The 20,168-nt window shown below is 44.8% G+C and carries 35 protein-coding genes and 1 pseudogene; 35 read left to right on the top strand and 1 reads right to left on the bottom strand.

What is annotated here, in order from left to right:
- Positions 1 to 308 precede the first annotated feature (308 nt).
- The 4 genes from tuf (at position 309) to IPO96_04575 (ending at position 2,698) form a co-directional block, all read left to right on the top strand.
- Positions 309 to 1,490, top strand: a complete 1,182-nt coding sequence (tuf, locus tag IPO96_04560) for an elongation factor Tu (protein ID QQS64810.1) — start codon at positions 309 to 311, stop codon at positions 1,488 to 1,490.
- A 271-nt stretch (positions 1,491 to 1,761) separates the two neighbouring features.
- Complete coding sequence (gene rpsJ / locus IPO96_04565) at positions 1,762 to 2,103, top strand: 30S ribosomal protein S10 (protein ID QQS64811.1); 342 nt, start codon at positions 1,762 to 1,764, stop codon at positions 2,101 to 2,103.
- 4 nt (positions 2,104 to 2,107) lie between these two features.
- Complete coding sequence (locus IPO96_04570) at positions 2,108 to 2,386, top strand: hypothetical protein (protein ID QQS64812.1); 279 nt, start codon at positions 2,108 to 2,110, stop codon at positions 2,384 to 2,386.
- Positions 2,387 to 2,428: 42 nt separating this feature from the next.
- Positions 2,429 to 2,698: a hypothetical protein gene (locus tag IPO96_04575; protein QQS64813.1), complete on the top strand. Its 270-nt coding sequence runs from the start codon at positions 2,429 to 2,431 to the stop codon at positions 2,696 to 2,698.
- 190 nt (positions 2,699 to 2,888) lie between these two features.
- On the opposite strand, the pseudogene IPO96_04580 reads toward IPO96_04575, so the two are convergent.
- Positions 2,889 to 3,094 (bottom strand): annotated as a pseudogene (locus IPO96_04580) (four helix bundle protein).
- A 232-nt stretch (positions 3,095 to 3,326) separates the two neighbouring features.
- On the opposite strand from IPO96_04580, the gene rplC reads away from it, so the two are divergent.
- The 31 genes from rplC to trpS all read left to right on the top strand — a co-directional run bounded on the left by rplC (position 3,327) and on the right by trpS (position 20,131).
- Positions 3,327 to 3,938, top strand: coding sequence for a 50S ribosomal protein L3 (gene rplC, locus IPO96_04585; protein QQS64814.1), 612 nt, complete (start codon positions 3,327 to 3,329; stop codon positions 3,936 to 3,938).
- Complete coding sequence (gene rplD, locus IPO96_04590) at positions 3,938 to 4,609, top strand: 50S ribosomal protein L4 (protein QQS64815.1); 672 nt, start codon at positions 3,938 to 3,940, stop codon at positions 4,607 to 4,609. The genes rplC and rplD overlap by 1 nt, the downstream gene beginning before the upstream one ends.
- Positions 4,602 to 4,994: a 50S ribosomal protein L23 gene (locus IPO96_04595; protein ID QQS64816.1), complete on the top strand. Its 393-nt coding sequence runs from the start codon at positions 4,602 to 4,604 to the stop codon at positions 4,992 to 4,994. Before rplD ends, IPO96_04595 begins: the two co-directional genes overlap by 8 nt.
- Before the next feature lie 2 nt (positions 4,995 to 4,996).
- Positions 4,997 to 5,851 carry a 50S ribosomal protein L2 gene (gene rplB, locus IPO96_04600; GenBank protein ID QQS64817.1) on the top strand — a complete coding sequence of 285 codons (855 nt, stop codon included), beginning with the start codon at positions 4,997 to 4,999 and terminating at the stop codon, positions 5,849 to 5,851.
- A 2-nt stretch (positions 5,852 to 5,853) separates the two neighbouring features.
- Positions 5,854 to 6,075 (top strand): hypothetical protein, encoded by a 222-nt coding sequence (locus tag IPO96_04605; protein ID QQS64818.1) that lies wholly within the window; start codon positions 5,854 to 5,856, stop codon positions 6,073 to 6,075.
- The gene (gene rpsS, locus IPO96_04610; protein QQS64819.1) at positions 6,068 to 6,340 is read left to right on the top strand and encodes a 30S ribosomal protein S19; all 273 of its coding nucleotides are present in this window, start codon (positions 6,068 to 6,070) and stop codon (positions 6,338 to 6,340) included. The genes IPO96_04605 and rpsS overlap by 8 nt, the downstream gene beginning before the upstream one ends.
- Positions 6,341 to 6,343: 3 nt before the next feature.
- The gene (gene rplV / locus IPO96_04615) at positions 6,344 to 6,718 is read left to right on the top strand and encodes a 50S ribosomal protein L22 (GenBank protein ID QQS64820.1); all 375 of its coding nucleotides are present in this window, start codon (positions 6,344 to 6,346) and stop codon (positions 6,716 to 6,718) included.
- Between the two features lies 1 nt (position 6,719).
- Positions 6,720 to 7,349, top strand: coding sequence for a 30S ribosomal protein S3 (rpsC, locus tag IPO96_04620; GenBank protein ID QQS64821.1), 630 nt, complete (start codon positions 6,720 to 6,722; stop codon positions 7,347 to 7,349).
- Positions 7,349 to 7,762: a 50S ribosomal protein L16 gene (rplP, locus tag IPO96_04625; protein QQS64822.1), complete on the top strand. Its 414-nt coding sequence runs from the start codon at positions 7,349 to 7,351 to the stop codon at positions 7,760 to 7,762. The genes rpsC and rplP overlap by 1 nt, the downstream gene beginning before the upstream one ends.
- Positions 7,762 to 7,962, top strand: coding sequence for a 50S ribosomal protein L29 (rpmC, locus tag IPO96_04630; GenBank protein ID QQS64823.1), 201 nt, complete (start codon positions 7,762 to 7,764; stop codon positions 7,960 to 7,962). Before rplP ends, rpmC begins: the two co-directional genes overlap by 1 nt.
- Positions 7,962 to 8,264 carry a 30S ribosomal protein S17 gene (gene rpsQ / locus IPO96_04635; GenBank protein QQS64824.1) on the top strand — a complete coding sequence of 101 codons (303 nt, stop codon included), beginning with the start codon at positions 7,962 to 7,964 and terminating at the stop codon, positions 8,262 to 8,264. The genes rpmC and rpsQ overlap by 1 nt, the downstream gene beginning before the upstream one ends.
- Complete coding sequence (rplN, locus tag IPO96_04640) at positions 8,261 to 8,629, top strand: 50S ribosomal protein L14 (GenBank protein ID QQS64825.1); 369 nt, start codon at positions 8,261 to 8,263, stop codon at positions 8,627 to 8,629. The genes rpsQ and rplN overlap by 4 nt, the downstream gene beginning before the upstream one ends.
- Before the next feature lie 27 nt (positions 8,630 to 8,656).
- On the top strand, positions 8,657 to 8,968 hold the full coding sequence (gene rplX / locus IPO96_04645) for a 50S ribosomal protein L24 (protein QQS65423.1): 312 nt from the start codon (positions 8,657 to 8,659) through the stop codon (positions 8,966 to 8,968).
- Positions 8,968 to 9,564, top strand: coding sequence for a 50S ribosomal protein L5 (rplE, locus tag IPO96_04650; protein ID QQS64826.1), 597 nt, complete (start codon positions 8,968 to 8,970; stop codon positions 9,562 to 9,564). The genes rplX and rplE overlap by 1 nt, the downstream gene beginning before the upstream one ends.
- The gene (gene rpsN / locus IPO96_04655; protein QQS64827.1) at positions 9,564 to 9,833 is read left to right on the top strand and encodes a 30S ribosomal protein S14; all 270 of its coding nucleotides are present in this window, start codon (positions 9,564 to 9,566) and stop codon (positions 9,831 to 9,833) included. Before rplE ends, rpsN begins: the two co-directional genes overlap by 1 nt.
- A gap of 106 nt (positions 9,834 to 9,939) precedes the next feature.
- A complete protein-coding gene (gene rpsH / locus IPO96_04660; GenBank protein ID QQS64828.1) occupies positions 9,940 to 10,335 on the top strand; it encodes a 30S ribosomal protein S8 in 396 nt (131 codons plus the stop codon).
- A 96-nt stretch (positions 10,336 to 10,431) separates the two neighbouring features.
- Positions 10,432 to 10,971 (top strand): 50S ribosomal protein L6, encoded by a 540-nt coding sequence (gene rplF / locus IPO96_04665; protein QQS64829.1) that lies wholly within the window; start codon positions 10,432 to 10,434, stop codon positions 10,969 to 10,971.
- A gap of 124 nt (positions 10,972 to 11,095) precedes the next feature.
- Positions 11,096 to 11,452 (top strand): 50S ribosomal protein L18, encoded by a 357-nt coding sequence (locus tag IPO96_04670; protein ID QQS64830.1) that lies wholly within the window; start codon positions 11,096 to 11,098, stop codon positions 11,450 to 11,452.
- Complete coding sequence (rpsE, locus tag IPO96_04675) at positions 11,421 to 12,086, top strand: 30S ribosomal protein S5 (GenBank protein QQS64831.1); 666 nt, start codon at positions 11,421 to 11,423, stop codon at positions 12,084 to 12,086. Before IPO96_04670 ends, rpsE begins: the two co-directional genes overlap by 32 nt.
- Positions 12,086 to 12,556, top strand: coding sequence for a 50S ribosomal protein L15 (gene rplO, locus IPO96_04680; GenBank protein QQS64832.1), 471 nt, complete (start codon positions 12,086 to 12,088; stop codon positions 12,554 to 12,556). The genes rpsE and rplO overlap by 1 nt, the downstream gene beginning before the upstream one ends.
- Before the next feature lie 125 nt (positions 12,557 to 12,681).
- Entirely contained in the window at positions 12,682 to 14,157 is a 1,476-nt protein-coding gene (gene secY / locus IPO96_04685) for a preprotein translocase subunit SecY (GenBank protein ID QQS64833.1), read from the top strand.
- A gap of 53 nt (positions 14,158 to 14,210) precedes the next feature.
- A complete protein-coding gene (infA, locus tag IPO96_04690; GenBank protein QQS64834.1) occupies positions 14,211 to 14,432 on the top strand; it encodes a translation initiation factor IF-1 in 222 nt (73 codons plus the stop codon).
- A 97-nt stretch (positions 14,433 to 14,529) separates the two neighbouring features.
- Entirely contained in the window at positions 14,530 to 14,646 is a 117-nt protein-coding gene (gene rpmJ, locus IPO96_04695) for a 50S ribosomal protein L36 (protein QQS64835.1), read from the top strand.
- A gap of 1 nt (position 14,647) precedes the next feature.
- The gene (gene rpsM, locus IPO96_04700) at positions 14,648 to 15,034 is read left to right on the top strand and encodes a 30S ribosomal protein S13 (GenBank protein QQS64836.1); all 387 of its coding nucleotides are present in this window, start codon (positions 14,648 to 14,650) and stop codon (positions 15,032 to 15,034) included.
- 73 nt (positions 15,035 to 15,107) lie between these two features.
- Positions 15,108 to 15,512: a 30S ribosomal protein S11 gene (rpsK, locus tag IPO96_04705; protein QQS65424.1), complete on the top strand. Its 405-nt coding sequence runs from the start codon at positions 15,108 to 15,110 to the stop codon at positions 15,510 to 15,512.
- Between the two features lies 1 nt (position 15,513).
- Entirely contained in the window at positions 15,514 to 16,131 is a 618-nt protein-coding gene (gene rpsD, locus IPO96_04710; protein ID QQS64837.1) for a 30S ribosomal protein S4, read from the top strand.
- A 13-nt stretch (positions 16,132 to 16,144) separates the two neighbouring features.
- Complete coding sequence (locus IPO96_04715) at positions 16,145 to 17,092, top strand: DNA-directed RNA polymerase subunit alpha (protein ID QQS64838.1); 948 nt, start codon at positions 16,145 to 16,147, stop codon at positions 17,090 to 17,092.
- A 1-nt stretch (position 17,093) separates the two neighbouring features.
- Complete coding sequence (rplQ, locus tag IPO96_04720; protein QQS64839.1) at positions 17,094 to 17,570, top strand: 50S ribosomal protein L17; 477 nt, start codon at positions 17,094 to 17,096, stop codon at positions 17,568 to 17,570.
- Entirely contained in the window at positions 17,570 to 18,019 is a 450-nt protein-coding gene (gene rplM / locus IPO96_04725; GenBank protein ID QQS64840.1) for a 50S ribosomal protein L13, read from the top strand. Before rplQ ends, rplM begins: the two co-directional genes overlap by 1 nt.
- A gap of 1 nt (position 18,020) precedes the next feature.
- A complete protein-coding gene (gene rpsI / locus IPO96_04730) occupies positions 18,021 to 18,416 on the top strand; it encodes a 30S ribosomal protein S9 (GenBank protein ID QQS64841.1) in 396 nt (131 codons plus the stop codon).
- Between the two features lie 701 nt (positions 18,417 to 19,117).
- Positions 19,118 to 20,131 carry a tryptophan--tRNA ligase gene (gene trpS / locus IPO96_04735; GenBank protein ID QQS64842.1) on the top strand — a complete coding sequence of 338 codons (1,014 nt, stop codon included), beginning with the start codon at positions 19,118 to 19,120 and terminating at the stop codon, positions 20,129 to 20,131.
- Positions 20,132 to 20,168 lie beyond the last annotated feature (37 nt).

The following is a 20,168-nucleotide window of genomic DNA, read 5'->3' on the forward strand; positions in this document are numbered from 1 at the left end:
TGACAAGCAGTTTACATTATTGGCGCCCATCTGGCACGTGAAGCCGAATGCTCAAGCAGTTTGCCCGCTCACCGGTCAGGCTTAGATCAACCTAAGTCTTGCTACTTTAGGCTAGCTACTATATAATCTTAAGTGTAACTCGCGTGAGGGCTTTTCTTAATGTTAAAAGAAATATGGATCGCGAAAGTTAAAAATTCATTAAACCCTTAAAAAATCAGGGTAATGCGTATAGGGTCGGAGGTATAGAAAGCTAAAACCTACGAGCCAATCGCTAACCCTAATAAAAATCATGAAAGGATTTTTAAAACATGGCAGATTTTGATCGAAGCAAGCCACACGTAAACGTAGGTACTATGGGTCACGTTGACCACGGTAAAACTACTCTTACAGCTGCTATTACTCACGTACTAGCCAAGAAGCTACCAAGTGACGTTAACAAACCAATTAATTACGACCAAATCGACAACGCTCCAGAAGAGAAAGCTCGTGGTATTACCATTGCTACTTCTCACCAAGAGTACGAGTCAGAGAAGCGTCACTATGCGCACGTTGACATGCCAGGACACGCTGACTACGTCAAGAACATGATTACTGGTGCTGCTCAGGTAGACGGTGCAATTCTTGTCGTGTCTGCCGCCGACGGCCCTATGCCTCAGACTCGCGAACACGTACTGCTTGCTCGTCAAGTGGGCGTACCTTCTATCCTTGTTTTCCTTAACAAGATGGACATGGCCGACGCTGAGCTCGTTGAGCTAGTCGAGATGGATATCCGTGAACTTCTTGCTAAGAACGGTTTTGATGAAAACGCTCCTATCGTTAAGGGTTCTGCTCTTAAGGCTCTTGAGGGCGATGCAGCCAACGAAGATGCAATTATGGAACTTGTCAAAGCTATGGACGACTACATTCCAGAACCAAAGCGCGATCTAGACAAGCCATTCATGATGAGCGTCGAAGACGTCTTCTCGATCAAAGGTCGTGGAACTGTAGCTACAGGACGTATTGAGACTGGTATCGTTAAAGTTAATGAAGAAGTTGAAATCGTCGGTATCCGTCCAACGACTAAGAGTGTTGTGACTGGTGTCGAAATGTTCAAAAAGAACCTTAACCAAGGTCAAGCCGGTGACAATGTTGGCTTGCTGCTTCGTGGTGTTGAGCGTGATGATATCGAGCGTGGCCAGGTTATTGCCAAGCCAGGTTCAATCACTCCACACACAGAGTTTGACGCAGAAGTTTATATCCTTACCAAAGAAGAGGGCGGACGTCATACTCCATTCTTCAAGGGCTACAAGCCACAGTTCTACTTCCGTACTACGGACGTTACTGGTGAGGTTGAGCTTCCAGCTGACAAAGAAATGGTTATGCCTGGTGACACTATCACCTTCAAGGTAAAACTACTTGCTCCAATCGCCATGGAACAGGGCCTACGTTTCGCTATTCGCGAAGGTGGCCGTACCGTCGGCGCTGGTGTTGTTACTAAAATTAATAAGTAGTAACGCTAAGGTCAGAACAAAGCTCGGTTGTAAGACCGGGCTTTTTCTTTTGATTGTGTCATTAGAAGATTTGTTGTACAATCATATTGTAATAACATTTTAAGGTGACTAAAAGTCGGTTTGACTTAGAGCGATGGCCCCAAAAATGCCCCTCAGCAAACAGATGTTACACCAAGATAGACCATAGACTGTAGTAAATAGTCCACAGTAGCTTCTATGGACTAAGAGCCAAGGACCATGGTCTGCACAGATGACTGAGAGGAGTCAAATTATGGCAGAGGCCAAGAAACCAACAAACCAACCAAGCCAGCAGGCGAGAATCCGCATTCGCCTTAAGGCCTATGATCACAAAGTGATTGATCAGTCTGCTAAGCAGATTGTAGATACTGCACTTCGAACCGGAGCTACACTTGCAGGGCCGATCCCCTTGCCAACTCGTAAAACTACCTACACAGTAGTTAAGAGCCCGCATGTCTACAAAAAGGGCCGTGAACAGTTTGAGATGCGTGTCCATAAGCGCCTAATCGATGTGCTAAACCCTACTCCAAAAACAATCGATTCATTGATGAACCTTTCGTTGCCCGCAGGCTGCGACGCCGAAATCAAGATGTAAACTAATGAACATCGAATTCGTCGGTAATCAAATAAATTTTCCGATTCCGAAAGGCCAAATACGTGTGCGTTTTTTTGTACTGTCTAACCTTACTTGCGGTATGATAAGCGCAAACACCATAGACACAGAACAAGTGACTATAGCATCCGTAGAGACAACTCATGTCGTTCCAACAGAAGATCCTATGCAAGTTGTAAACTTTGCAGATAAGGCAGCGTTCTTAATACAGCGGACTTTCTGCCCTGAGGAGCAGTCTAAAGCAACCACATTATTCAAGCACTAATATTGAGCTTAATAAAGTTAACTTTTAGTGTAAAATATGCTTATGGTTAAGAAAAATAGAAAAAGTCTAATAAAAGACTCTGATGAAGAGTTTTTTCTGAAGTTAGTTATGTTCTTGGTCTTTGGCTGTTTGTGGCTGAGAGTAGAACGTTTTCCTGAGTGGCAGTTACCGATTCCATTTGGGCTTCTGCTGGGTCTTTGGTTTGCGAGCCGCGACCATTTTGCGATCAATCGTAAGATAGAATACGCGGTACTGCTGCTTGCTTGTTTGGTTGGCTTCTGGCTACCAATTGGCGTACGAGTTAGTTTATAAAGTTCAAAAGTATATAAAGTTTTTAAAGTTGATAAGGTTATAGAGTTCATAAAGTTTTTAGTTATAGAGTTTTTATCAAACCTGAAAGCATTTTTGATATTTCAATAGCTAGCTCCGAAAGTTCAACAGCCTCTTTCTCATCGAAAAGTCCAATTTCTATTCCTAAGCTAAGCATTGACCTTACTTCAGCTCATGAGCCTTTTGATATGTATAAGAAGTTTCTGAACTCTTTGTTACCATTTCGCTCGTAACCTTCGGCATATTGCTCATTACAGACACAGCTGACCGCTGCAACTGATCCTTGAATGAATAATCATTGCAGTTTTTAAGGATTTTGTATATGCCTACAGCAAGCAGTTTTGATTTTTGCCAGGCATTTATCTGTTCGAATGACATAAACTTCATAATCCTAACTTTACTAACTTCATTGTAGAATCCTCAACATCTTGACAGGTGTTATAGTTTTGTGCTAATCTGTAATCAATATCGAAACTTGGTTATCGAGCAAGTCTACGGATACTGCTTGAAGCCAAGAATTTTTGTGCCTTAAGGAATGGATCCAAAACTCCTTGAGGCAACAATCGGCCGGTATCAAATTATTAACTATAAACAAAAGGTTTAAACCAGTATGAAAGCTCTCATTACGAGAAAGATTGGTATGATCAGCGCTATGGCCGAAGACGGTTCTGTCGCTGCTGTGACGCTGCTTTCCGCTACACCATGTGTAATTACACAACTCAAGACCGAGGACAACGACGGTTATAATTCCGTACAGCTTGGCTTCGAAGAAGGTAAAAATATAGCTAAGCCACTCGCTGGCCATCTAGCAAAATCAAAAGCCACACCAAAAATTATCCGTGAATTTAGAATAACAGAACCCAGCGAAGACCTCGCAGTAGGCAAAGAGCTTACAGCCGAGGTCTTTTCTGTTGGCGACCAAGTAGACGTTACTGGAACTAGCAAGGGTAAAGGTTGGGCCGGTACTATCAAGCGCCACAATTTCAAACGAGGCCGCAAAACTCATGGTGGCCGTTCCTACAGACGAGTTGGCTCTATCGGCTCGATGTATCCTCAAAAGATTTTTAAAGGCAAGCGCATGGCCGGCCAAATGGGCGATGAACAAGTTACAGTAAAGCGCCTTAAAGTAGCGATTGTCGATGTTACCAACAATGTTATCGGTGTTTATGGAGCAGTTCCCGGACCAAAAAAGGGAATTGTTTTAATTAAGGAGGCGAAATAATGAGTGTTGCAACATATACAAAGTCTGGCACCAAAGCTGCAGCTCCTAGTCGTCTTAAGAAGGAAGTTTTTGAGCTAGAAGTAAAAACGCATGATCTTATCAAGCAGGCTTACCTCGCGGATCAAGCTAATACCAGGGCTAACCTAGCTGTGACCAAAAAGCGCGGTGAAGTGCGTGGTGGCGGCAAGAAACCGTGGAAACAAAAAGGTACTGGACGCGCTCGTTTTGGCTCTTCAAGAGTGCCAATCTGGCGCGGTGGTGGTATTGTTTTTGGCCCAACCGGAAATGAGAACTACTCGATCAAGCTAAACAAAGCAGCCAAGAAAACAGCCATTAAGCAAGCGCTTAGTTTATCTGCTAGCTCATCAAAACTGATAATAATTGAATCGATCGAGCTAAAGGAAGCTAAAACCAGTGCAGCAAACAACCTATTAAGTAGAATCGGCGCAACCGGTAGTGTTCTGGTTGTGGTTTCTGCAAAAACTCCAGAGCTAGTTAGAGCCTTCAGAAATCTTGCCAATGTCAAACTAGCGGCAGCTAGCTACCTAAACGTATTTGACATCATCAATGCAGATCACATCGTACTTACCGCAGATGCAGTATCGACCGTGCACGATTGGCTGGCGGCTTCCGAAAAACCAGCAGCCAAAGGAGGAAAAAATAATGAGTAAGACTACAATCCTCATCCCTGTGGTTAGCGAAAAGGCATATGGCGCCAGCAGCTCACTCAATCGATTTGCTTTTGTGGTTCCTAAGACCGCAAACAAGCATGAGGTAGCCAGAGCTGTTGCCGCACAATACGGCGTCGAAGTAGTGTCGGTTGCGATCGTTAATCAACTTGGCAAGACAACGCGTGCCTATCGCAGCAAGCGAATGGTCAGCGGTAGCCGTAGCGACTACAAAAAGGCTTATGTAACCATTAAGGCCGGACAGTCATTGCCAATTTTTGCAGCAGTTGAAGAAGCGGAAGCTCCAAAACCTGCCAAAGAGGCTAAGTCGTCAGATAAACCCAAAAAAAGCTTGCTAAAGCGTGCTTCTAAGAAGGAGGAAAAATAATCATGGCTCTAAGATCCATTAAACCTACTACTCCTGGCCAGCGCGGTATGAGTACGCAGGATTTTGACGGCATTACTACCCGTAAACCCGTTCGTTCGCTAATTAAGATCAAGAAAAAAACTAGTGGCCGAAACAACCAAGGCCGTATAACCACTAGGCACAAGGGGGGCGGAGTCAAGCAGTACTACCGACTAGTAAACTTTAATCTTGCAAGCGGCACCAAGGCTGTTGTGGAGCACATAGAATATGACCCTAACCGCACAGCAAGACTTGCCCGTATCAAGGAAGCAAACGGCAAATACCATTACATTTTGGCGGCCAACGGCATAAAAGTGGGCGCCAAGATCGAGAGTGGAGATGAAGCTCCAATTGTTATCGGCAATAGAATACAGCTTAAGAACATACCGACCGGCACCAGTGTTTATGCTGTAGAATTGCAGCCAGGCAAAGGCGGCCAAATCGCTCGTTCTGCTGGCCAGAGCGTTCAAATTGTCGCCAAAGAAGACCACCAAATTCAGCTAAAAATGCCAAGCGGTGAAATCCGCATCGTTTTGCCTACTTGTATGGCACACATTGGCGTAATTGGTAACGAGCAACATCAGAACATCAATTACGGTAAGGCCGGCCGAACTCGCAAACGAGGTATTCGTCCAACCGTGCGTGGTGTTGTCCAGAACGCTGTCGATCACCCTCACGGTGGTGGAGACGGTGGTCGTCACGGTGTTGGTGGTAGCACTAATCACGGTGCAGCGCCTCGCACACCTTGGGGCCAGAAGACACTCGGATTCAAGACCCGAACCCGTAAGAGTACTAATAAATTTATCGTAAGAAGCCGTCACGCGGCCAAGAGGAAATAATTATGAGTAATACTTTAAATATTTGCAGAAATTGTCCAGTTATGCAGATCCGCAGACTATCAGAGGGTGCTATCTGCAGCGGCAACAATGCGGGCTCTCCTGAATGTATAACATCATTAGAAAATTTATTGGATGAAAAATATATCAAGCCTTCAATATACGAAACACTTCTTGTCGAGCAACAGTTAGGTAAAATCGTAAGTATAGGGGCGGAAAATGAGTAGGAGTCTTAAAAAAGGACCATTCGTGGATTTCAAGCTTGCTAAGAAGGTGAATGCTCTTGGCGCTGAAGACCGCACAATTATTAAGACCTGGGCAAGAGCCAGTACTATTCCGCCAGAATTTGTCGGCCGCACCATTGCTGTGCATAATGGCAAGGTGCATGTTCCTGTTTTCGTAACAGAGAACATGGTTGGCCACAAACTCGGAGAATTTGCCCCAACCCGTAAGTTCCGCAAACATGGCGGTAAGATGGCGAAGGGAGCATAAAGTATGAACGTTATTGCTACCGCCAAAGGTGTACGAATGAGCCCACGCAAAGTTGGTGTTGTTGCCAGCCTTGTTCGCAACCGCACTGTTGCTGACGCTATGGTCATTTTAAGCCACACACCCCGCAGATCTGCTTCTGTTGTTGAGAAAGTGATTGCTAGTGCTAGAGCTAATGCCGAACACAACTTCAACCTAAAGCCAGACACACTTAAAATAGTCGAGATCAGTGTTACAAGTGGACCGCGTATCAAGCGCTACCGCCCAGCGGCTCATGGTCGCGCATTGCCTTTTCAGCGTCGTTCAAGCCATATTCGTGTTGTTGTAACTGGTGAAGTACGTCAGAAACCAGCTAAAGCGACGAAAGTAGAGGAGAAATAGTATGGGACAAAAAGTTAACCCGATCTCCATGAGATTGCAAGTGAATAAAGACTGGCGCAGCAAATGGTTTGCTAGTCGCAAAGATTACGCTAAGTATCTAAAAGACGACCTCGAGGTTCGAAAACTTATCAAAGATAAGCTAGGCAAAAGAGCAGCTATTAACAAAGTTGACATTGAGCGGTCGCCAAACCTTATAACTGTAACTCTTCAGACAGCCAAGGCTGGTGTAGTGATTGGGCGTGGTGGTGCAGGCGTTCAAGAATTGAAGACTGCTATCGAGAAGGTATATCAGACTCCTACAAGACTAAATATAGAGGAAGTTAAAAAGCCAGAGCTTTACGCAAAGTTGGTCGGCGAAAACATCGCCAACCAGATTGAACGACGTATTTCATTCCGCCGTGCGATTAAACAAGCCAGTGCCAATGCCATGCGTGCTGGCGCTAAAGGCGTTCGTATCGAGATTGCTGGTCGTCTTAATGGCGCTGAAATGTCTCGTCGCGAAAAAGAAGTAGCCGGAAGTGTGCCGCTGCATACCATTCGTGCCGATATTGATTTTGCACAAGTTGACGCTCAGACTCCTGCCGGGATTATCGGTATCAAAGTCTGGATTTACAAAGGGGAGGTTTTGTAATGTTGTTACCTAACAAAACCAAGTACCGCAAGGTACGAAAAGGCACCAACGAAGGTGTCGCAACTAGACTTAACTACATTGCTCATGGTGATTTTGGTCTACAGTCGCTCGAAAACGAGCGCATTACCAGCAGACAGATCGAGGCTGCGCGTCAGGCAATGACTCGCTACATTAAGCGTGGTGGTCAAATCTGGATAAGAATTTTCCCGCATACTCCTGTTAGTCGCAAGCCACATGATGTAAAGATGGGTAGCGGCAAAGGCAATCCAGAATTTTTTGTGGCAAAAGTCCAAACCGGAACAGTCTTGTTCGAAATGGGCGGCGTCACACGCGAAGTAGCCCAAGAAGCTATGCGCCTTGCTGGCCACAAGTTGCCAGTTAAGACAAAGTTCATTGAGAAGGAGGGCAGATAATGAAAATCGTTGAAATCCGTAAACTGCCAACAGAGAAACTAACTGAGGAGAGCGTACGCCTTCGTGAAGAAATTTCAGAGATGAAACGACGGCTCAAAATGGGTGAAATGCAAAACGTACGAGTTGTGCGAGCAAAGCGCAAAGATCTAGCTAGAGTTCTAACGGTTCTAAGTGAACAATTGACAAAGGAGAATGCATAATGGCGCGTCGAATAGTAGGTACAGTCGTATCCGACAAAGCAGACAAAACTATTGTCGTAGCCTCGCGTACCCGAAAAACACATCCAATTTATAAAAAGACCTATGTTTCTACTAAGAAATTCATGGCACATGACGAGAAAAACGAAGCCAAGGTTGGCGATCGTGTTTCGATTATCGAAACCAGACCGCTTAGCGCTCGTAAGCGTTTTGCGCTTCGCAAAGTAATCGAAAAGGCTGCAATCACAGAGTCTGATAGAGTTGACGCCGTAGCGGCATTACCAGAAGAGGAGGCCAAGTCATGATACAACAAGAGTCAAGACTAGTCGTCTGTGACAACAGTGGCGCTAAAGAGATTTTGTGTATTCGTGTACTTGGCGGTACGCGCCGCCGATACGCACGAGTTGGCGATATCATTGTGGCAACCGTTAAGCAGGCCAACCCTAGTGGTAACGTTAAGAAAAAATCAGTCGTTAAGGCAGTAGTAGTGCGCAGCCGACGCGAACTTAAACGAGCTGACGGCTCAACCATTCGTTTCGACGATAACGCAGCAGTAATTATCGGTGACGACAAATTGCCTAAGGGTACTCGAATTTTTGGCCCAATTCCGCGAGAGCTGCGTGACCTCGGTTACGCCAAGATAATATCCTTAGCACCGGAGGTACTTTAGATGAAAGCTTCTAATATGATTTACAAAATTCGCCTCAAAAAAGGCGACAATGTCGTCGTTCTATCTGGCAAAGACAAGGGTAAAACTGGTGAGGTAACCGCCACCCATCCCAATCTCAACAAGGTTACGGTTGCCGGGATCAATATTGTTAAGAAACACCGGAAACCATCACAGGCCAAGCCTCAAGGCGGTATCGAAGAAATAACCAAGCCAATCTGGGTCAGCAAGGTTGCGGTTGTAGAGCCCAACAGCAAAAAACCAAGCAAAATTGCTTTTAAACTAGACACCAAGGGCAACAAAGTCCGCGTCTTTAAGCGATCCGGCAAGGAGATGAAGTAATGGCAGACACTAAAGCCTCAAAACCTCAGACTAAGTCAGCAAGCAAATATACAGCTAGGCTTAAAAGCCAGTACAACGACAAGATAGCGCTTGAACTGGAAAAAGAACTAGGCATCAAGAACGTTAACGACGTTCCTAAACTCCAAAAAATAGTTGTATCTTGCGGACTAGGTAAAGCCAAGGACGATAAGAAGGTTATCGAGATTGCAACCAATACTTTGACTAAAATCACTGGCCAGAAACCAGTCGAGACTATCGCTCGGATGTCTATCGCTACGTTCAAGCTTCGCGAAGGCAGCAAGATTGGTATCAAGGTCACATTGCGCGGTGATCGCATGTATGAGTTCATGGATAGGATCATTAACATTGTACTACCTCGTCTTCGTGACTTCCACGGTGTCGGCACCAAGTTCGATGCTCAAGGTAATTACTCTTTAGGTTTCGTAGACCAGTCTGTTTTTCCGGAGCTAACTTTTGACGAGATCAGTAGTCCTCACGGCCTACAAATAACTTTCGTGATTAAATCTCATGGCGCTGAGCACAGTAGGGCACTACTTGAAAAGTTTGGAATGCCATTTGAAAAGGAGAAAAAATAATGGCTAAGAAATCAATTATCGCTAGAGATGCTAAGCGCGAGCGAATGTACCAACAGTATGCGGATAAAAGAGCGGAGCTGAAGAAACTTGGCGACCAAGAAGGACTAGCTAAGCTTCCACGTAACTCTAGCCCGACTAGACGAAAAAACCGTTGTGTCGAAAGCGGACGACCACGAAGTTACATGCGAAAGTTTGGCTTAAGTCGTCTATCGTTCCGTGAACACGCTGTAAAGGGCGAAATCCCGGGCGTAACGAAAGCTAGTTGGTAAGTGGTATGAAGTTTACAATTTTCCGTAGTTTTCAATTTTCAAAAGCAGTTGCTCGTGTCTCGAGTCTCGTGACTCAGGGCTCTAAAGTGACGAAAGGAGCGATTATATGGTAAGTTCAGATCCAATTTCAGATATGCTAACCCGCATCAGAAATGCGATTGCCGTACGTAAAAACGAAGTTCGGATGCCACACAGCGGCGTAAAAGAGTCTGTTGCCAAGGTATTGGCTGACAATAAATATCTTCAGTCAGTCGTTGTAGATGACAGCGGCGTATTCAAAGAACTAGTTATTAAGATTAATGAAGACACCCAAAATGCCACTATAACTGAGATTGAGCGAGTTAGTCGCCCAGGACGACGAGTCTATATGGGATCAAGTGAACTTCCTCAAGTAAAGCAGGGAAGAGGGCTGTTGATTGTTTCAACTAGCAAGGGTGTTATGACCGGTGCAAATGCTCGAAAAGAGCGTTTGGGCGGTGAAGTAATTTGTAAAGTATATTAATTAAGATTAAGGATTAAAGATAAAAGATTAAAGAATCAATAAATTCGTTAATCATCAATCGTAAATCATTAATCATTTAAATCGGAGATTTAAATAATGAGTCGAATAGGAAAACTACCGATCCAAATCCCATCGGGCGTGACAATCACTGTCGATAATGACCGTGTTCACGTTAAGGGCCCCAAAGGAGAGCTATCTACGCCCTTACTGGAAGGCATAACGCTTAACATTTCTGAAGGAGTTGCTGAATTAAAGCGTGCCAGCGAAGCACGTGAACACCGCGCAAGGCACGGGTTGCTTAGAACACTAGTGTCTAACATGGCCACAGGTGTAACCGAAGGTTATAAGAAAAAACTAGAAATTCAAGGTGTTGGCTACCGCGTGGCTATGCAGGGCACTGACCTCAAACTTAACTTAGGTTTTTCTCATGACGTTATCTACAAGATGCCTCAAGGAACTGTGGCAACTGTTGAGCAAAATACCATAACTATTAGCGGTATCGACAAACAACAAGTTGGTCAAGTAGCGGCCGAAATCAGAGCCCTAAAGAAACCCGAACCTTACAAGGGTAAGGGTATTCGTTACGAGGGTGAACGAGTCTTACGTAAGAGCGGTAAATCAGGGAAGGATAAATAATGATGTTTGGCTATAGGGAAAAGAGCAGCCAGAGTTTGGATTTACTTCAAACCCTGCGCGTTGAGGAAAACCGTAGGTTGTCCTCAAAAGGCAAAGCCGCTAAACCAGGGAAGGATAAATAATAATGTCTGAATTAAAACTTGCAAAGCAAAATAAGCTCCGCCGACAGGCCAGAGTACGTAAAACCACTAAAGGCACCGAAGTCAGGCCACGACTTAGTATACACATCAGTAATCTTCATATTTCAGCACAGATAATAAACGATGACACCCATCAAACGCTAGCAGCCGCAACGACCGTCGGAGCAAAGCTCACGGGTAAGACAATGAGTGAAAAGGCCGCAATAATCGGCGCCGAAGTAGCCGGAAAAGCCAAGAAAGCTAAAGTAAAAACTGTTGTTTTCGACAGAGGCGGGAATCGCTACCACGGTAGGGTTAAGGCCCTAGCAGATGCAGCACGCCAGGAAGGATTGGACTTTTAACATGCAGTCATCTTATTCATCGGATAATCCAAGGCAAGGTCGTCGTGGGCGCGACCAGGCGCCAGAGCCTAAGGAGTTTGACGAAAGAGTAGTTGCCGTCGATCGTGTTGCTCGTGTCGTAAAGGGCGGACGAAGGTTCCGTTTTCGCGCACTAGTTGTCGTTGGCGACAATAAGTCAAAAGTTGGCGCAGGTGTAGCCAAAGGAGCAGATGTCACTGCCGCAGTAAGTAAAGCCGCCGAAATTGCTAAAAAGAATTTTGTTTATATAGCGGTTACAAAAAATGAGGCCAAGACTATCCCGCACGAAGTCGAAGGACGCGTTGGTGGAGCTAGAATTTTGATTAAGCCAGCAACTTCAGGTACTGGTCTTATCGCCGGCAGCGTAGTTCGTACAATACTCGAAGTTGGAGGCGTTCAAAATGCTCTAAGCAAGAGCCTAGGTAGTAGCAACAAGATAAATATGGCTTACGCTACTCTAGAGGCTCTGGGAATTAGCCTACCAAAAGACAAATGGCTAAATAGTAGCAACAAGAGTCAAGAGACAAGAGTCAAGAATGACGACAAAGCAGCTAAGAAAGAAGCCACAAAAAAGAAAACTCCAACCGCCGCTAAAGCTAAGGAGGGCAACAAATAATGAAATACAACCAACTAAGCCTAAACGCCAACAAAAGCCGTAACCGCATTGGTCGCGGTATTTCTGCTGGACAAGGTAAAACTGCCGGTCGCGGCACTAAGGGTCAAAAATCTCGTACTGGTAAAACCGCAAAGCCTGGTTTCGAAGGCGGCTCAAACCCTCTAATGCAGAGAGTTCCAAAATTACGTGGTTTCAAACCATTTTGGGCAAGCGCAATTACTGTTACGACCGATAAAGTAGCTGAGTTGATCACCGTTACTAACGATAGTCTTGCAGAGGCCGGCTTAATTGACAACAAACACTTATCCGTCAGATTGGTATTAGGTAAAAAGCCTGTTACAACGAAACTTAGTGTAAAACTTCAGGGTGCAAGCAAGATGGCCATAGCAGCTATCGAAAAAGCCGGTGGAACTTTTGAAAAGATTGATCGCGTCGCTAGAGTTAGCGCCAAATCATCAGACACAAAATAATTTTGCTATAATAAAAATAGTTAAATAATAATGAGAGGGAGCCGTTAGGTTTTAGTAATTAGTGTGTTTTTGGATTTAACCCCTAGACTAACAAATGCAAACCCAAGTAACGGTAAGCGTAGTAGATGAACTGGAAGCTAATTTTTCAAAGTCTAAAACATGGCGACATGCGAAAGCGCCTGTTGGCAGTCATGGGTATGATCCTGATATTTCGTGTATTGGCACAGATACCTATTCCGATTGGAAATGGCGAAACACTAAAACAGCTACTAGAAAATTTATTCACCGCTTCGCAAGGGTCGAGCTTACTCGGCTTTTTGAATGTGCTCTCTGGCGGCGCTCTGTCCCGTTTTTCTATAGTACTACTAGGTTTGGGCCCGTTCATTAATGCCAGCATCATCATGCAACTTCTAACCCAGGCCATACCTAAGCTGGAGGCCTTAAACAAAGAAGGTGAGTTTGGGCGCAAAAAAATCAATCAATATACTCGGCTTCTCGCGTTCCCGCTTGCCATCATTCAATCTGTTGGCGCGATTTACTTAGTACAACAAACTGCAACCCAGGTAGCTGGTGTCGGCAGCATCACTGCTGGCGCAAGCCCTCTGACCTGGTTTGTTATGGTCGGTGCACTTACTGCTGGCTCGATGCTTCTTATGTGGCTAGGTGAAATAATAACTGAGCAAGGTGTCGGCAATGGCATAAGTCTACTCATAACCGCTGGTATCGTATCGTCACTTCCTAGTACAATTGCTAGCATTGGTTCGGCACTGTTCACAGGATCAGACACAACTAGAATATTTGGCATTACTATAAAAGCTAGCAGCGACACAATTATTACTGTTGGCGTTATTGCGTTCGTGACGGTGCTACTTACTTATTTTGTGGTTAAGTTAAATGAGGCCGCAAGGAAGATCACAATACACTATGCCAAAAGAGTTCAAGGCAACAGGACGTATGGCGGAGTGACCACAATTCTACCAGTTAAGCTCATAACGGCCGGGGTGATTCCGATTATCTTTGCCTTGGCGTTTTTAAGCGTTCCAGCTTTTGCAGGTCAGCTCCTTACGACAAACAGTAGCGCGCGTTTGGCGGAACTCGGCGCCAATCTCTCGCTATGGTTCCAAAACCCAAGCGCCCAAACTTTTGCCCAAGGTGGTTGGATACCCTATATCTACCCAATCACTTACTTCTTCTTGGTCTTTGTATTTACGTATTTTTATACTTCTATTACTTTTAACACCAAGGAGATAGCCGAGAACCTACAGAAGCAAGGCGGATTTATTGAAGGCGTCAGAACTGGCAACAGCACCGAAAAGCATCTAAAGAAAACCATCAATCGCCTAACCTTTTTTGGTGCATTGGCTTTGGGCTTTTTAGCAATCGTACCAATCATCGGCCAAGTTTTCCTAAACACAAGCATCAGCCTTGGTGGAACTTCTATCTTGATCTTGGTAGCGGTATCACTTGAAACACTACGAGCAATCGAATCCAGGGCACTGATGGTTACTTATGATGACTATTCAAGACCAGATTTCTTCTATGGTGAAACCGAAAAATCTTCGAAGAAAAGATTTAATTTTCTAAAGCGTAAAAAGAAATAAAACTCTTTACAGGGTGTGGTAGAATTTGCTATAATCAACCTTGAATATACTCTATGGCTAGCAATAAGGAAGTGATCGAGCTTGAAGGCGTTATTGTAGAGACCCTTCCGGGTACTCAGTTTCGTGTCGAGCTCAACAATGGCCATCAGATTATAGCCCATGTCGCCGGAAGAATGCGCAAGCACTTCATTCGCATAGTACCTGGCGACCAGGTAACGGTTGAGCTGACACCTTACGATCTCAGTAAGGGTCGAATAACCTACCGAAAATCGTAGTTTTATATATTAAGACTTACGAATTTAATAAATTAATGCAGTGAGTCCACCACTTAAAAAATATGGTGGATCCGGATGAAAGGATCATTAGTAAATAATGAAAGTCCGTGCAAGCGTAAAAAAAATCAGCCCCGACGATAAGTTGGTGCGCCGTAAAGGACGCCTTTACGTTATAAATAAATTAAAGCCTAAACACAAGCAAAGGCAGGGATAGTATGGCTAGAATTTCTGGTGTAACCATTCCAAACGAAAAGCAGATTCAGATTGCCTTGACTTATGTTTACGGCATCGGACCGAAGTTTGCTAAAGATGTTTTAGCGGCAGCCAAAGTCGATCCTACGGTTAGAGTAAAAAACCTGACTGACGAAGAGGTCTCTAGAATCCAAGATTATATTAACGAAACCTACACTGTTGAAGGTGAGCTTCAGCGCGTAGTTAGCACGAATATTAAACGCCTTAAAGAAATCAAATCATACCGCGGATTGCGGCACGCCGCTAATCTTCCCTCCAGAGGACAGCGAACTCGCACCAACGCACGTACTAGGCGTGGTAAGAAGGTAACTGTAGGCGGAACGGCGAAGAAAGCGCCGTCTAAGACTTAAGGGGTAAGTTATGGCTGAAGAAGAGATTAAAACCACAGCTACTGAGACTACTGACACTCCTGTTAGTCAGGAAATGCCAGACAGTCCAGCTGCAACAGCACCATCAAAAAAGAAAAAACTGAAAAAAACTGTTGCTTACGGACAAATGCATGTCCAGGCAACGTTCAACAACACCATTGTTAGCTTCACAGACCAAGCTGGAGGCGTATTATCGACGTCCAGCGCGGGTGCTTGCGGATTCCGCGGCAGCAAAAAAGGCACTGCATACGCAGCCCAGGTTGCGGCCGAAAAAGCTGCTAACGTAGCTAAAACCCAATACGGACTTTCAAAGGTAGACATTTTTGTTAAAGGTATTGGCCAAGGACGAGATATGGCGATGAGAGCTATTTTGAATATGGACATTGCTATTGAAAGCATCAAGGACGTCACCGGTGTTCCTCATGGCGGAGTTCGTCCAAGAAAGGCAAGGAGGAACTAGTATGGCAAGAGATAGAAGCAGTATTGTTAAGCAGTCTCGCCGAGAAGGCTACGCTCTTCATCCTAAAGCACACAAAGCTTTAGTAAAACGCAGCGGAATGCCCGGCGCTAGTGCAAACGGTAGACGACCAAACAAACCTAGCCAATACGCGCTACAGATGCGCGAGAAGCAGAAAGTCAAAAGACTTTACGGTCTTCTTGAGAGACAATTTGAAAATCTAATGAAGGAAGCCTCCCGTTCTCGCGGCCAGACCGGCCAGACCTTGCTGAGGTTCCTAGAGCAGCGAGCCGACAATGCAGTCTATAGAGCAGGTTTAGCGCCTAGTCGTAGAGCCGCAAGACAGCTAGTTAGCCATGGACATTTCATGCTTAACGGACGCCGATTCGATATTCCTTCAGTAAGACTAGTTGCTGGAGACGAGCTAATAGTTCGTGATCACAGCAAAAGTAGCCAATATTTTAAGAATCTTGACACTGTCAGCCCACCGAGCGAAGTAACAGCTAGCTGGATTAACGCTGATCGCAAGAAACTAACAATCAAAGTAACCGGCGCCCCAACTCGTGATGATGCGGAGCTCGGAATTAACGAACAATTAATCGTCGAGTATTACTCACGCTAAAGGAGAGAACTTAATGTCAAAAACTATTCACACACCTTCACTAGCATCAGTAACCGACCATGGTAAGACTTCGGCAACTTTTGTTATTGAGCCACTACACACTGGTTACGGTATGACTCTTGGAAACAGCCTTCGTCGAGTACTATTATCTAGCGTCGCAGGCGCAGCGGTCACGTCATTTAAGATCGACGGTGCAACACACGAATTCACAACTATTAAAGGCGTCGTAGAAGACGTCATTGATATCATGCAAAATCTCAAGCAAATTCGCTTTAGGGTCTACAGCGATGAACCACAAACACTACGTATCGAGAAGAAAGGTGCCGGCGCAGTAACCGCTAAGGACATCAAGACTAATGCAGATGTTGAGATAGTAAACCCGGATCAGCTTATTGCCACTTTAGCCGACAAAGCTAGTTTTGGTGCTGATATTGTCGTCGACACTGGGCGTGGCTATCGCACCATCGAAGAATCTGGTGCACGACGTGCTAGCACTGACATGGTAGCTATTGACGCTATCTTTAGCCCAGTGCTTCGAGTTCGTTACAAAGTAGAGAATACACGCGTAGGACAAATGACTGATCTTGATAAGGTCGTCATGACAATCGAAACAGATGGCAGCATTTCACCTCAAGATGCTTTTGAAGAAGCTGCTGCTATTTTGGTTAATCAGTATACAGCGCTTGCCGGACAAACTCGTGTTGCTGTCAGTGCGCCGCTGGGTTCATCGCAGAAGTCGGCCGATACCGAGATAAGCGAAGATCCGGGCACGGCTAGCCTTAGTATGTCAATCGAGGATCTCAATCTAAGTGCTCGAACAACCAATGCGCTAATTAACAACGACATTGCCACACTAAAAGACTTAGTGTCGTTAACTGATGTAGAGCTACGAGACCTTAAAGGCTTTGGCAGTAAAGCCCTCGATGAAGTCAAACAATATATGGCGGAATTGGAACTATAAGATGCATAGACACGGATATAAAGGCAAGAAATTCGGACGAGAAACCGATCAACGGCGAGCGTTGATGAAGGGTCTCGCTGAATCACTTGTACTGCACGAAAAAATCGAGACTACTTTGCCTAAGGCAAAGGAAATCGTACCATACATTGAAAAACTAATTACTAAGGCTAAAAAAGGTGATCTTCATAGCCGTCGACAAGTAATTGCCGATCTGATGACAGTAGAGGCCGCCCACAAATTAGTTGATGAGTTAGCGCCAAAATTAAAATCAAGAAACAGCGGTCATGTACGAGTTGAGCGAACAAGCCTAAGAAGAGGCGATAACGCACAATTAGCTACAGTCTCATTTGTTGAGTTCGATGCTGCGGTCAAAGAGGAAAATACTGCAACTGCAAAGACTGAGCAAACTCCAAAGAAAAAGCCGGCCGCTAAAGCTACCCAGGCTAAGAAACCTGCGGCCAAGAAGGAGGCAAAATAATGAATAAGACTTACAGCGCCAAGCCTTCAGATGTGACTAGAAACTGGTGGGTTGTCGATGCTGCAGAAGTCCCACTTGGACGTCTAAGCACCAAGATCGCGACGCTTCTAACAGGCAAAGAAAAACCTCAATTCACTCATCACATTGATTGCGGAGATTTTGTGGTCGTCATCAACGCCGACAAGCTAATTGTTACCGGCAACACAGCCGAAACCGACAAAATGTACTATCACCACAGCGGTTTTCCGGGTGGTTTAACAGAGACAAGTTTAGCTCAGCAACGTGTAAAAGACCCTACTTTGATTATTGAGAAGGCCGTTAGAGGAATGCTGCCAGTCAACAAACTACGACCTGAAAGATTAAAGCGACTTAAAGTTTACGCTGGTAGTGAACACACGCACGCTGCCCAGAAGCCAGTAGCGGTACGCGTAGGAAAGGAAGCAAAATAATATGGCCGAAAGATATACTTACTCGCTCGGACGCCGCAAAAGCGCCGTAGCTAGCGTACGCTTAACAAAAGGCAAGGGCGAAATCACAGTGAACGGGAAACCAGCCAACGATTACTTTGCCGGAAGTGCCAGCTTGATGCATGAACTGTTTGCTCCTTTTAGAGCTATTGAAAATGAGAAGTCACACAACGTTTCTGTAAAAGTTACTGGCGGTGGCCATTCAGCACAAATTGACGCAATACGACTTGGAATTGCCAAGTGCCTAGCTACTGAAAAAGAAGAGCTCAAAAGCACGCTACGGCGAGCCGGGCAACTTAGCCGAGACACCCGAGAGAAAGAGCGCAAGAAGTTCGGTCTCAAAGGCGCCCGAAAACAACGCCAGTTTACCAAGCGATAGGGTATTGTAAATATGAGTAACAGGAGCAACCCAAGTTTTGGTGAAATCCTTGACCACTATGTGTCTCAGGGGGAGACAAGATTAGATTTAATAATATCGTCTGACCCTGAAAAGTACAAAACAAAGGGCTTTGCCCAGAAGGCTTTTTCAAGGGGTAGGAGCGGGGGGGGGGGGGGGGGGGGGGGGGAGAACCTGGATGAGAGTTAATTTAGCATTTATCACTGGTATGTAAGCACTCAAAGTTGGCGGTATTGTTTATATTGAAAAATCATATTTAATCAGTTGAAGTGCTAACCTTAGCGGGGGTTTTTGTAAACATAACATTAATCAGGAAATTTAGTAGATGGATATACTAGTTAAACAAGACAGTAACGAAATTAAATCATTTTGAGTCCATGTTCAGCGGTGCTGGAACTCGATCAAATTTAATCAAAAAAGCTGCGTCCCATAGGCACTTGTAATAGACATTTTGACTTTCCGTCCACCTTTTACTGTGGAAGCCAGAACGTGACAATTAGTAGCACGTTGTGGAAGTTAGACTTATAAGTTGTACTTCAACGGGGTGTCGGTAGAACCTTCAAACCGTGACCCTATTGCTTCCACAAGTAACTAGTTGAAATGCCGGGGGGGAAAAAAAAAAAAATGCCGACAGCAGTCTTACAGGCCAGCATAGAAGTAACAAATGAGATATAATTAACAATATGAGTAATAAAGTAATATTAACTGGCATACGCGCCAATAATGATCTGCACATTGGCAACTACTTTGGTGCGTTATTGCCAATTGTAGACATGGCAAAGGCAAAATCTGAAAAATATCAGATTAATTTGTTTATGCCTGATCTACATAGTTTTACTACGCCAATCGACCATAATAAATTACAGTCGAGCATCATGAACTCGTTGAGAGTTTTTGTGGCTGCAGGTTTACCTTTAGAAAACCCAAATGTACATATTTATCGGCAAAGTTACGTAGCAGCGCACAGTGAGCTAACCTTGCTACTAAACAACTTTACTGGCGTTGGCGAAATGGAAAGAATGATCCAGTATAAAGAAAAATCGACAAAACTGGGTAAGGATAGGGTTAGTCTAGGTCTACTTGATTACCCAGTGCTGCAAGCTGCCGATATATTGTTGTATGGTGCTTCGTATATACCTGTTGGCGATGACCAGACTCAACACCTAGAATTTACCCGAGATATTGCCGTACGTATGAACGCTAAATTTGGCAACCTGTTTACCGTGCCAGTATCAGTCAAAGAACAGCACGAATTTTTTGGCAAAGACCAAGGTTTACGTATCAAAGACCTAGCCGATCCTACCAAAAAGATGAGCAAAAGTGACGAAACAGGCAAGGGTGTAATATTCTTAAATGACAGCCCAGAAGATGCACGTAAAAAGATTATGTCGGCCGAAACTGACAGTTTTGGCAAAATTGCGCATGATAGAGAGCGACAACCCGGTATATCCAATCTGCTTGAGCTGCTAGAGCTATTTGGAGGAAACGCCCAAGATTTTATTGGCTCGGCTAGTTATGGGGAGCTCAAGACTGCTGCTGCCGATAAAGTCGTAGAGTTTTTGATCGATTTTCAAGCAAGGTTGTCACAAGTTAATGAGAACCAACTCCGAGCTAAGTTGGCGTCAAGCGAAGCGGCCATGAACAGTCAGGCTGGCGAGGTATTGGCAGCAGTCCAGAAAGCTGTCGGACTTAGATGAGTGAGCAACTAAAAAGTTCTGGCGAAAGATCAATTTT

This window comes from Candidatus Saccharibacteria bacterium, assembly GCA_016700315.1.
Classification (GTDB): Bacteria; Patescibacteriota; Saccharimonadia; order Saccharimonadales; family SZUA-47.

Coding starts and splice junctions, on each gene's coding strand:
- tuf (QQS64810.1), top strand. CDS start 309: ATGGCAGATTTTGATCGAAGCAAGCCACACGTAAACGTAGGTACTATG.
- rpsJ (QQS64811.1), top strand. CDS start 1,762: ATGGCAGAGGCCAAGAAACCAACAAACCAACCAAGCCAGCAGGCGAGA.
- IPO96_04570 (QQS64812.1), top strand. CDS start 2,108: ATGAACATCGAATTCGTCGGTAATCAAATAAATTTTCCGATTCCGAAA.
- IPO96_04575 (QQS64813.1), top strand. CDS start 2,429: ATGGTTAAGAAAAATAGAAAAAGTCTAATAAAAGACTCTGATGAAGAG.
- rplC (QQS64814.1), top strand. CDS start 3,327: ATGAAAGCTCTCATTACGAGAAAGATTGGTATGATCAGCGCTATGGCC.
- rplD (QQS64815.1), top strand. CDS start 3,938: ATGAGTGTTGCAACATATACAAAGTCTGGCACCAAAGCTGCAGCTCCT.
- IPO96_04595 (QQS64816.1), top strand. CDS start 4,602: ATGAGTAAGACTACAATCCTCATCCCTGTGGTTAGCGAAAAGGCATAT.
- rplB (QQS64817.1), top strand. CDS start 4,997: ATGGCTCTAAGATCCATTAAACCTACTACTCCTGGCCAGCGCGGTATG.
- IPO96_04605 (QQS64818.1), top strand. CDS start 5,854: ATGAGTAATACTTTAAATATTTGCAGAAATTGTCCAGTTATGCAGATC.
- rpsS (QQS64819.1), top strand. CDS start 6,068: ATGAGTAGGAGTCTTAAAAAAGGACCATTCGTGGATTTCAAGCTTGCT.
- rplV (QQS64820.1), top strand. CDS start 6,344: ATGAACGTTATTGCTACCGCCAAAGGTGTACGAATGAGCCCACGCAAA.
- rpsC (QQS64821.1), top strand. CDS start 6,720: ATGGGACAAAAAGTTAACCCGATCTCCATGAGATTGCAAGTGAATAAA.
- rplP (QQS64822.1), top strand. CDS start 7,349: ATGTTGTTACCTAACAAAACCAAGTACCGCAAGGTACGAAAAGGCACC.
- rpmC (QQS64823.1), top strand. CDS start 7,762: ATGAAAATCGTTGAAATCCGTAAACTGCCAACAGAGAAACTAACTGAG.
- rpsQ (QQS64824.1), top strand. CDS start 7,962: ATGGCGCGTCGAATAGTAGGTACAGTCGTATCCGACAAAGCAGACAAA.
- rplN (QQS64825.1), top strand. CDS start 8,261: ATGATACAACAAGAGTCAAGACTAGTCGTCTGTGACAACAGTGGCGCT.
- rplE (QQS64826.1), top strand. CDS start 8,968: ATGGCAGACACTAAAGCCTCAAAACCTCAGACTAAGTCAGCAAGCAAA.
- rpsN (QQS64827.1), top strand. CDS start 9,564: ATGGCTAAGAAATCAATTATCGCTAGAGATGCTAAGCGCGAGCGAATG.
- rpsH (QQS64828.1), top strand. CDS start 9,940: ATGGTAAGTTCAGATCCAATTTCAGATATGCTAACCCGCATCAGAAAT.
- rplF (QQS64829.1), top strand. CDS start 10,432: ATGAGTCGAATAGGAAAACTACCGATCCAAATCCCATCGGGCGTGACA.
- IPO96_04670 (QQS64830.1), top strand. CDS start 11,096: ATGTCTGAATTAAAACTTGCAAAGCAAAATAAGCTCCGCCGACAGGCC.
- rpsE (QQS64831.1), top strand. CDS start 11,421: ATGCAGCACGCCAGGAAGGATTGGACTTTTAACATGCAGTCATCTTAT.
- rplO (QQS64832.1), top strand. CDS start 12,086: ATGAAATACAACCAACTAAGCCTAAACGCCAACAAAAGCCGTAACCGC.
- secY (QQS64833.1), top strand. CDS start 12,682: ATGAACTGGAAGCTAATTTTTCAAAGTCTAAAACATGGCGACATGCGA.
- infA (QQS64834.1), top strand. CDS start 14,211: ATGGCTAGCAATAAGGAAGTGATCGAGCTTGAAGGCGTTATTGTAGAG.
- rpmJ (QQS64835.1), top strand. CDS start 14,530: ATGAAAGTCCGTGCAAGCGTAAAAAAAATCAGCCCCGACGATAAGTTG.
- rpsM (QQS64836.1), top strand. CDS start 14,648: ATGGCTAGAATTTCTGGTGTAACCATTCCAAACGAAAAGCAGATTCAG.
- rpsK (QQS65424.1), top strand. CDS start 15,108: ATGCCAGACAGTCCAGCTGCAACAGCACCATCAAAAAAGAAAAAACTG.
- rpsD (QQS64837.1), top strand. CDS start 15,514: ATGGCAAGAGATAGAAGCAGTATTGTTAAGCAGTCTCGCCGAGAAGGC.
- IPO96_04715 (QQS64838.1), top strand. CDS start 16,145: ATGTCAAAAACTATTCACACACCTTCACTAGCATCAGTAACCGACCAT.
- rplQ (QQS64839.1), top strand. CDS start 17,094: ATGCATAGACACGGATATAAAGGCAAGAAATTCGGACGAGAAACCGAT.
- rplM (QQS64840.1), top strand. CDS start 17,570: ATGAATAAGACTTACAGCGCCAAGCCTTCAGATGTGACTAGAAACTGG.
- rpsI (QQS64841.1), top strand. CDS start 18,021: ATGGCCGAAAGATATACTTACTCGCTCGGACGCCGCAAAAGCGCCGTA.
- trpS (QQS64842.1), top strand. CDS start 19,118: ATGAGTAATAAAGTAATATTAACTGGCATACGCGCCAATAATGATCTG.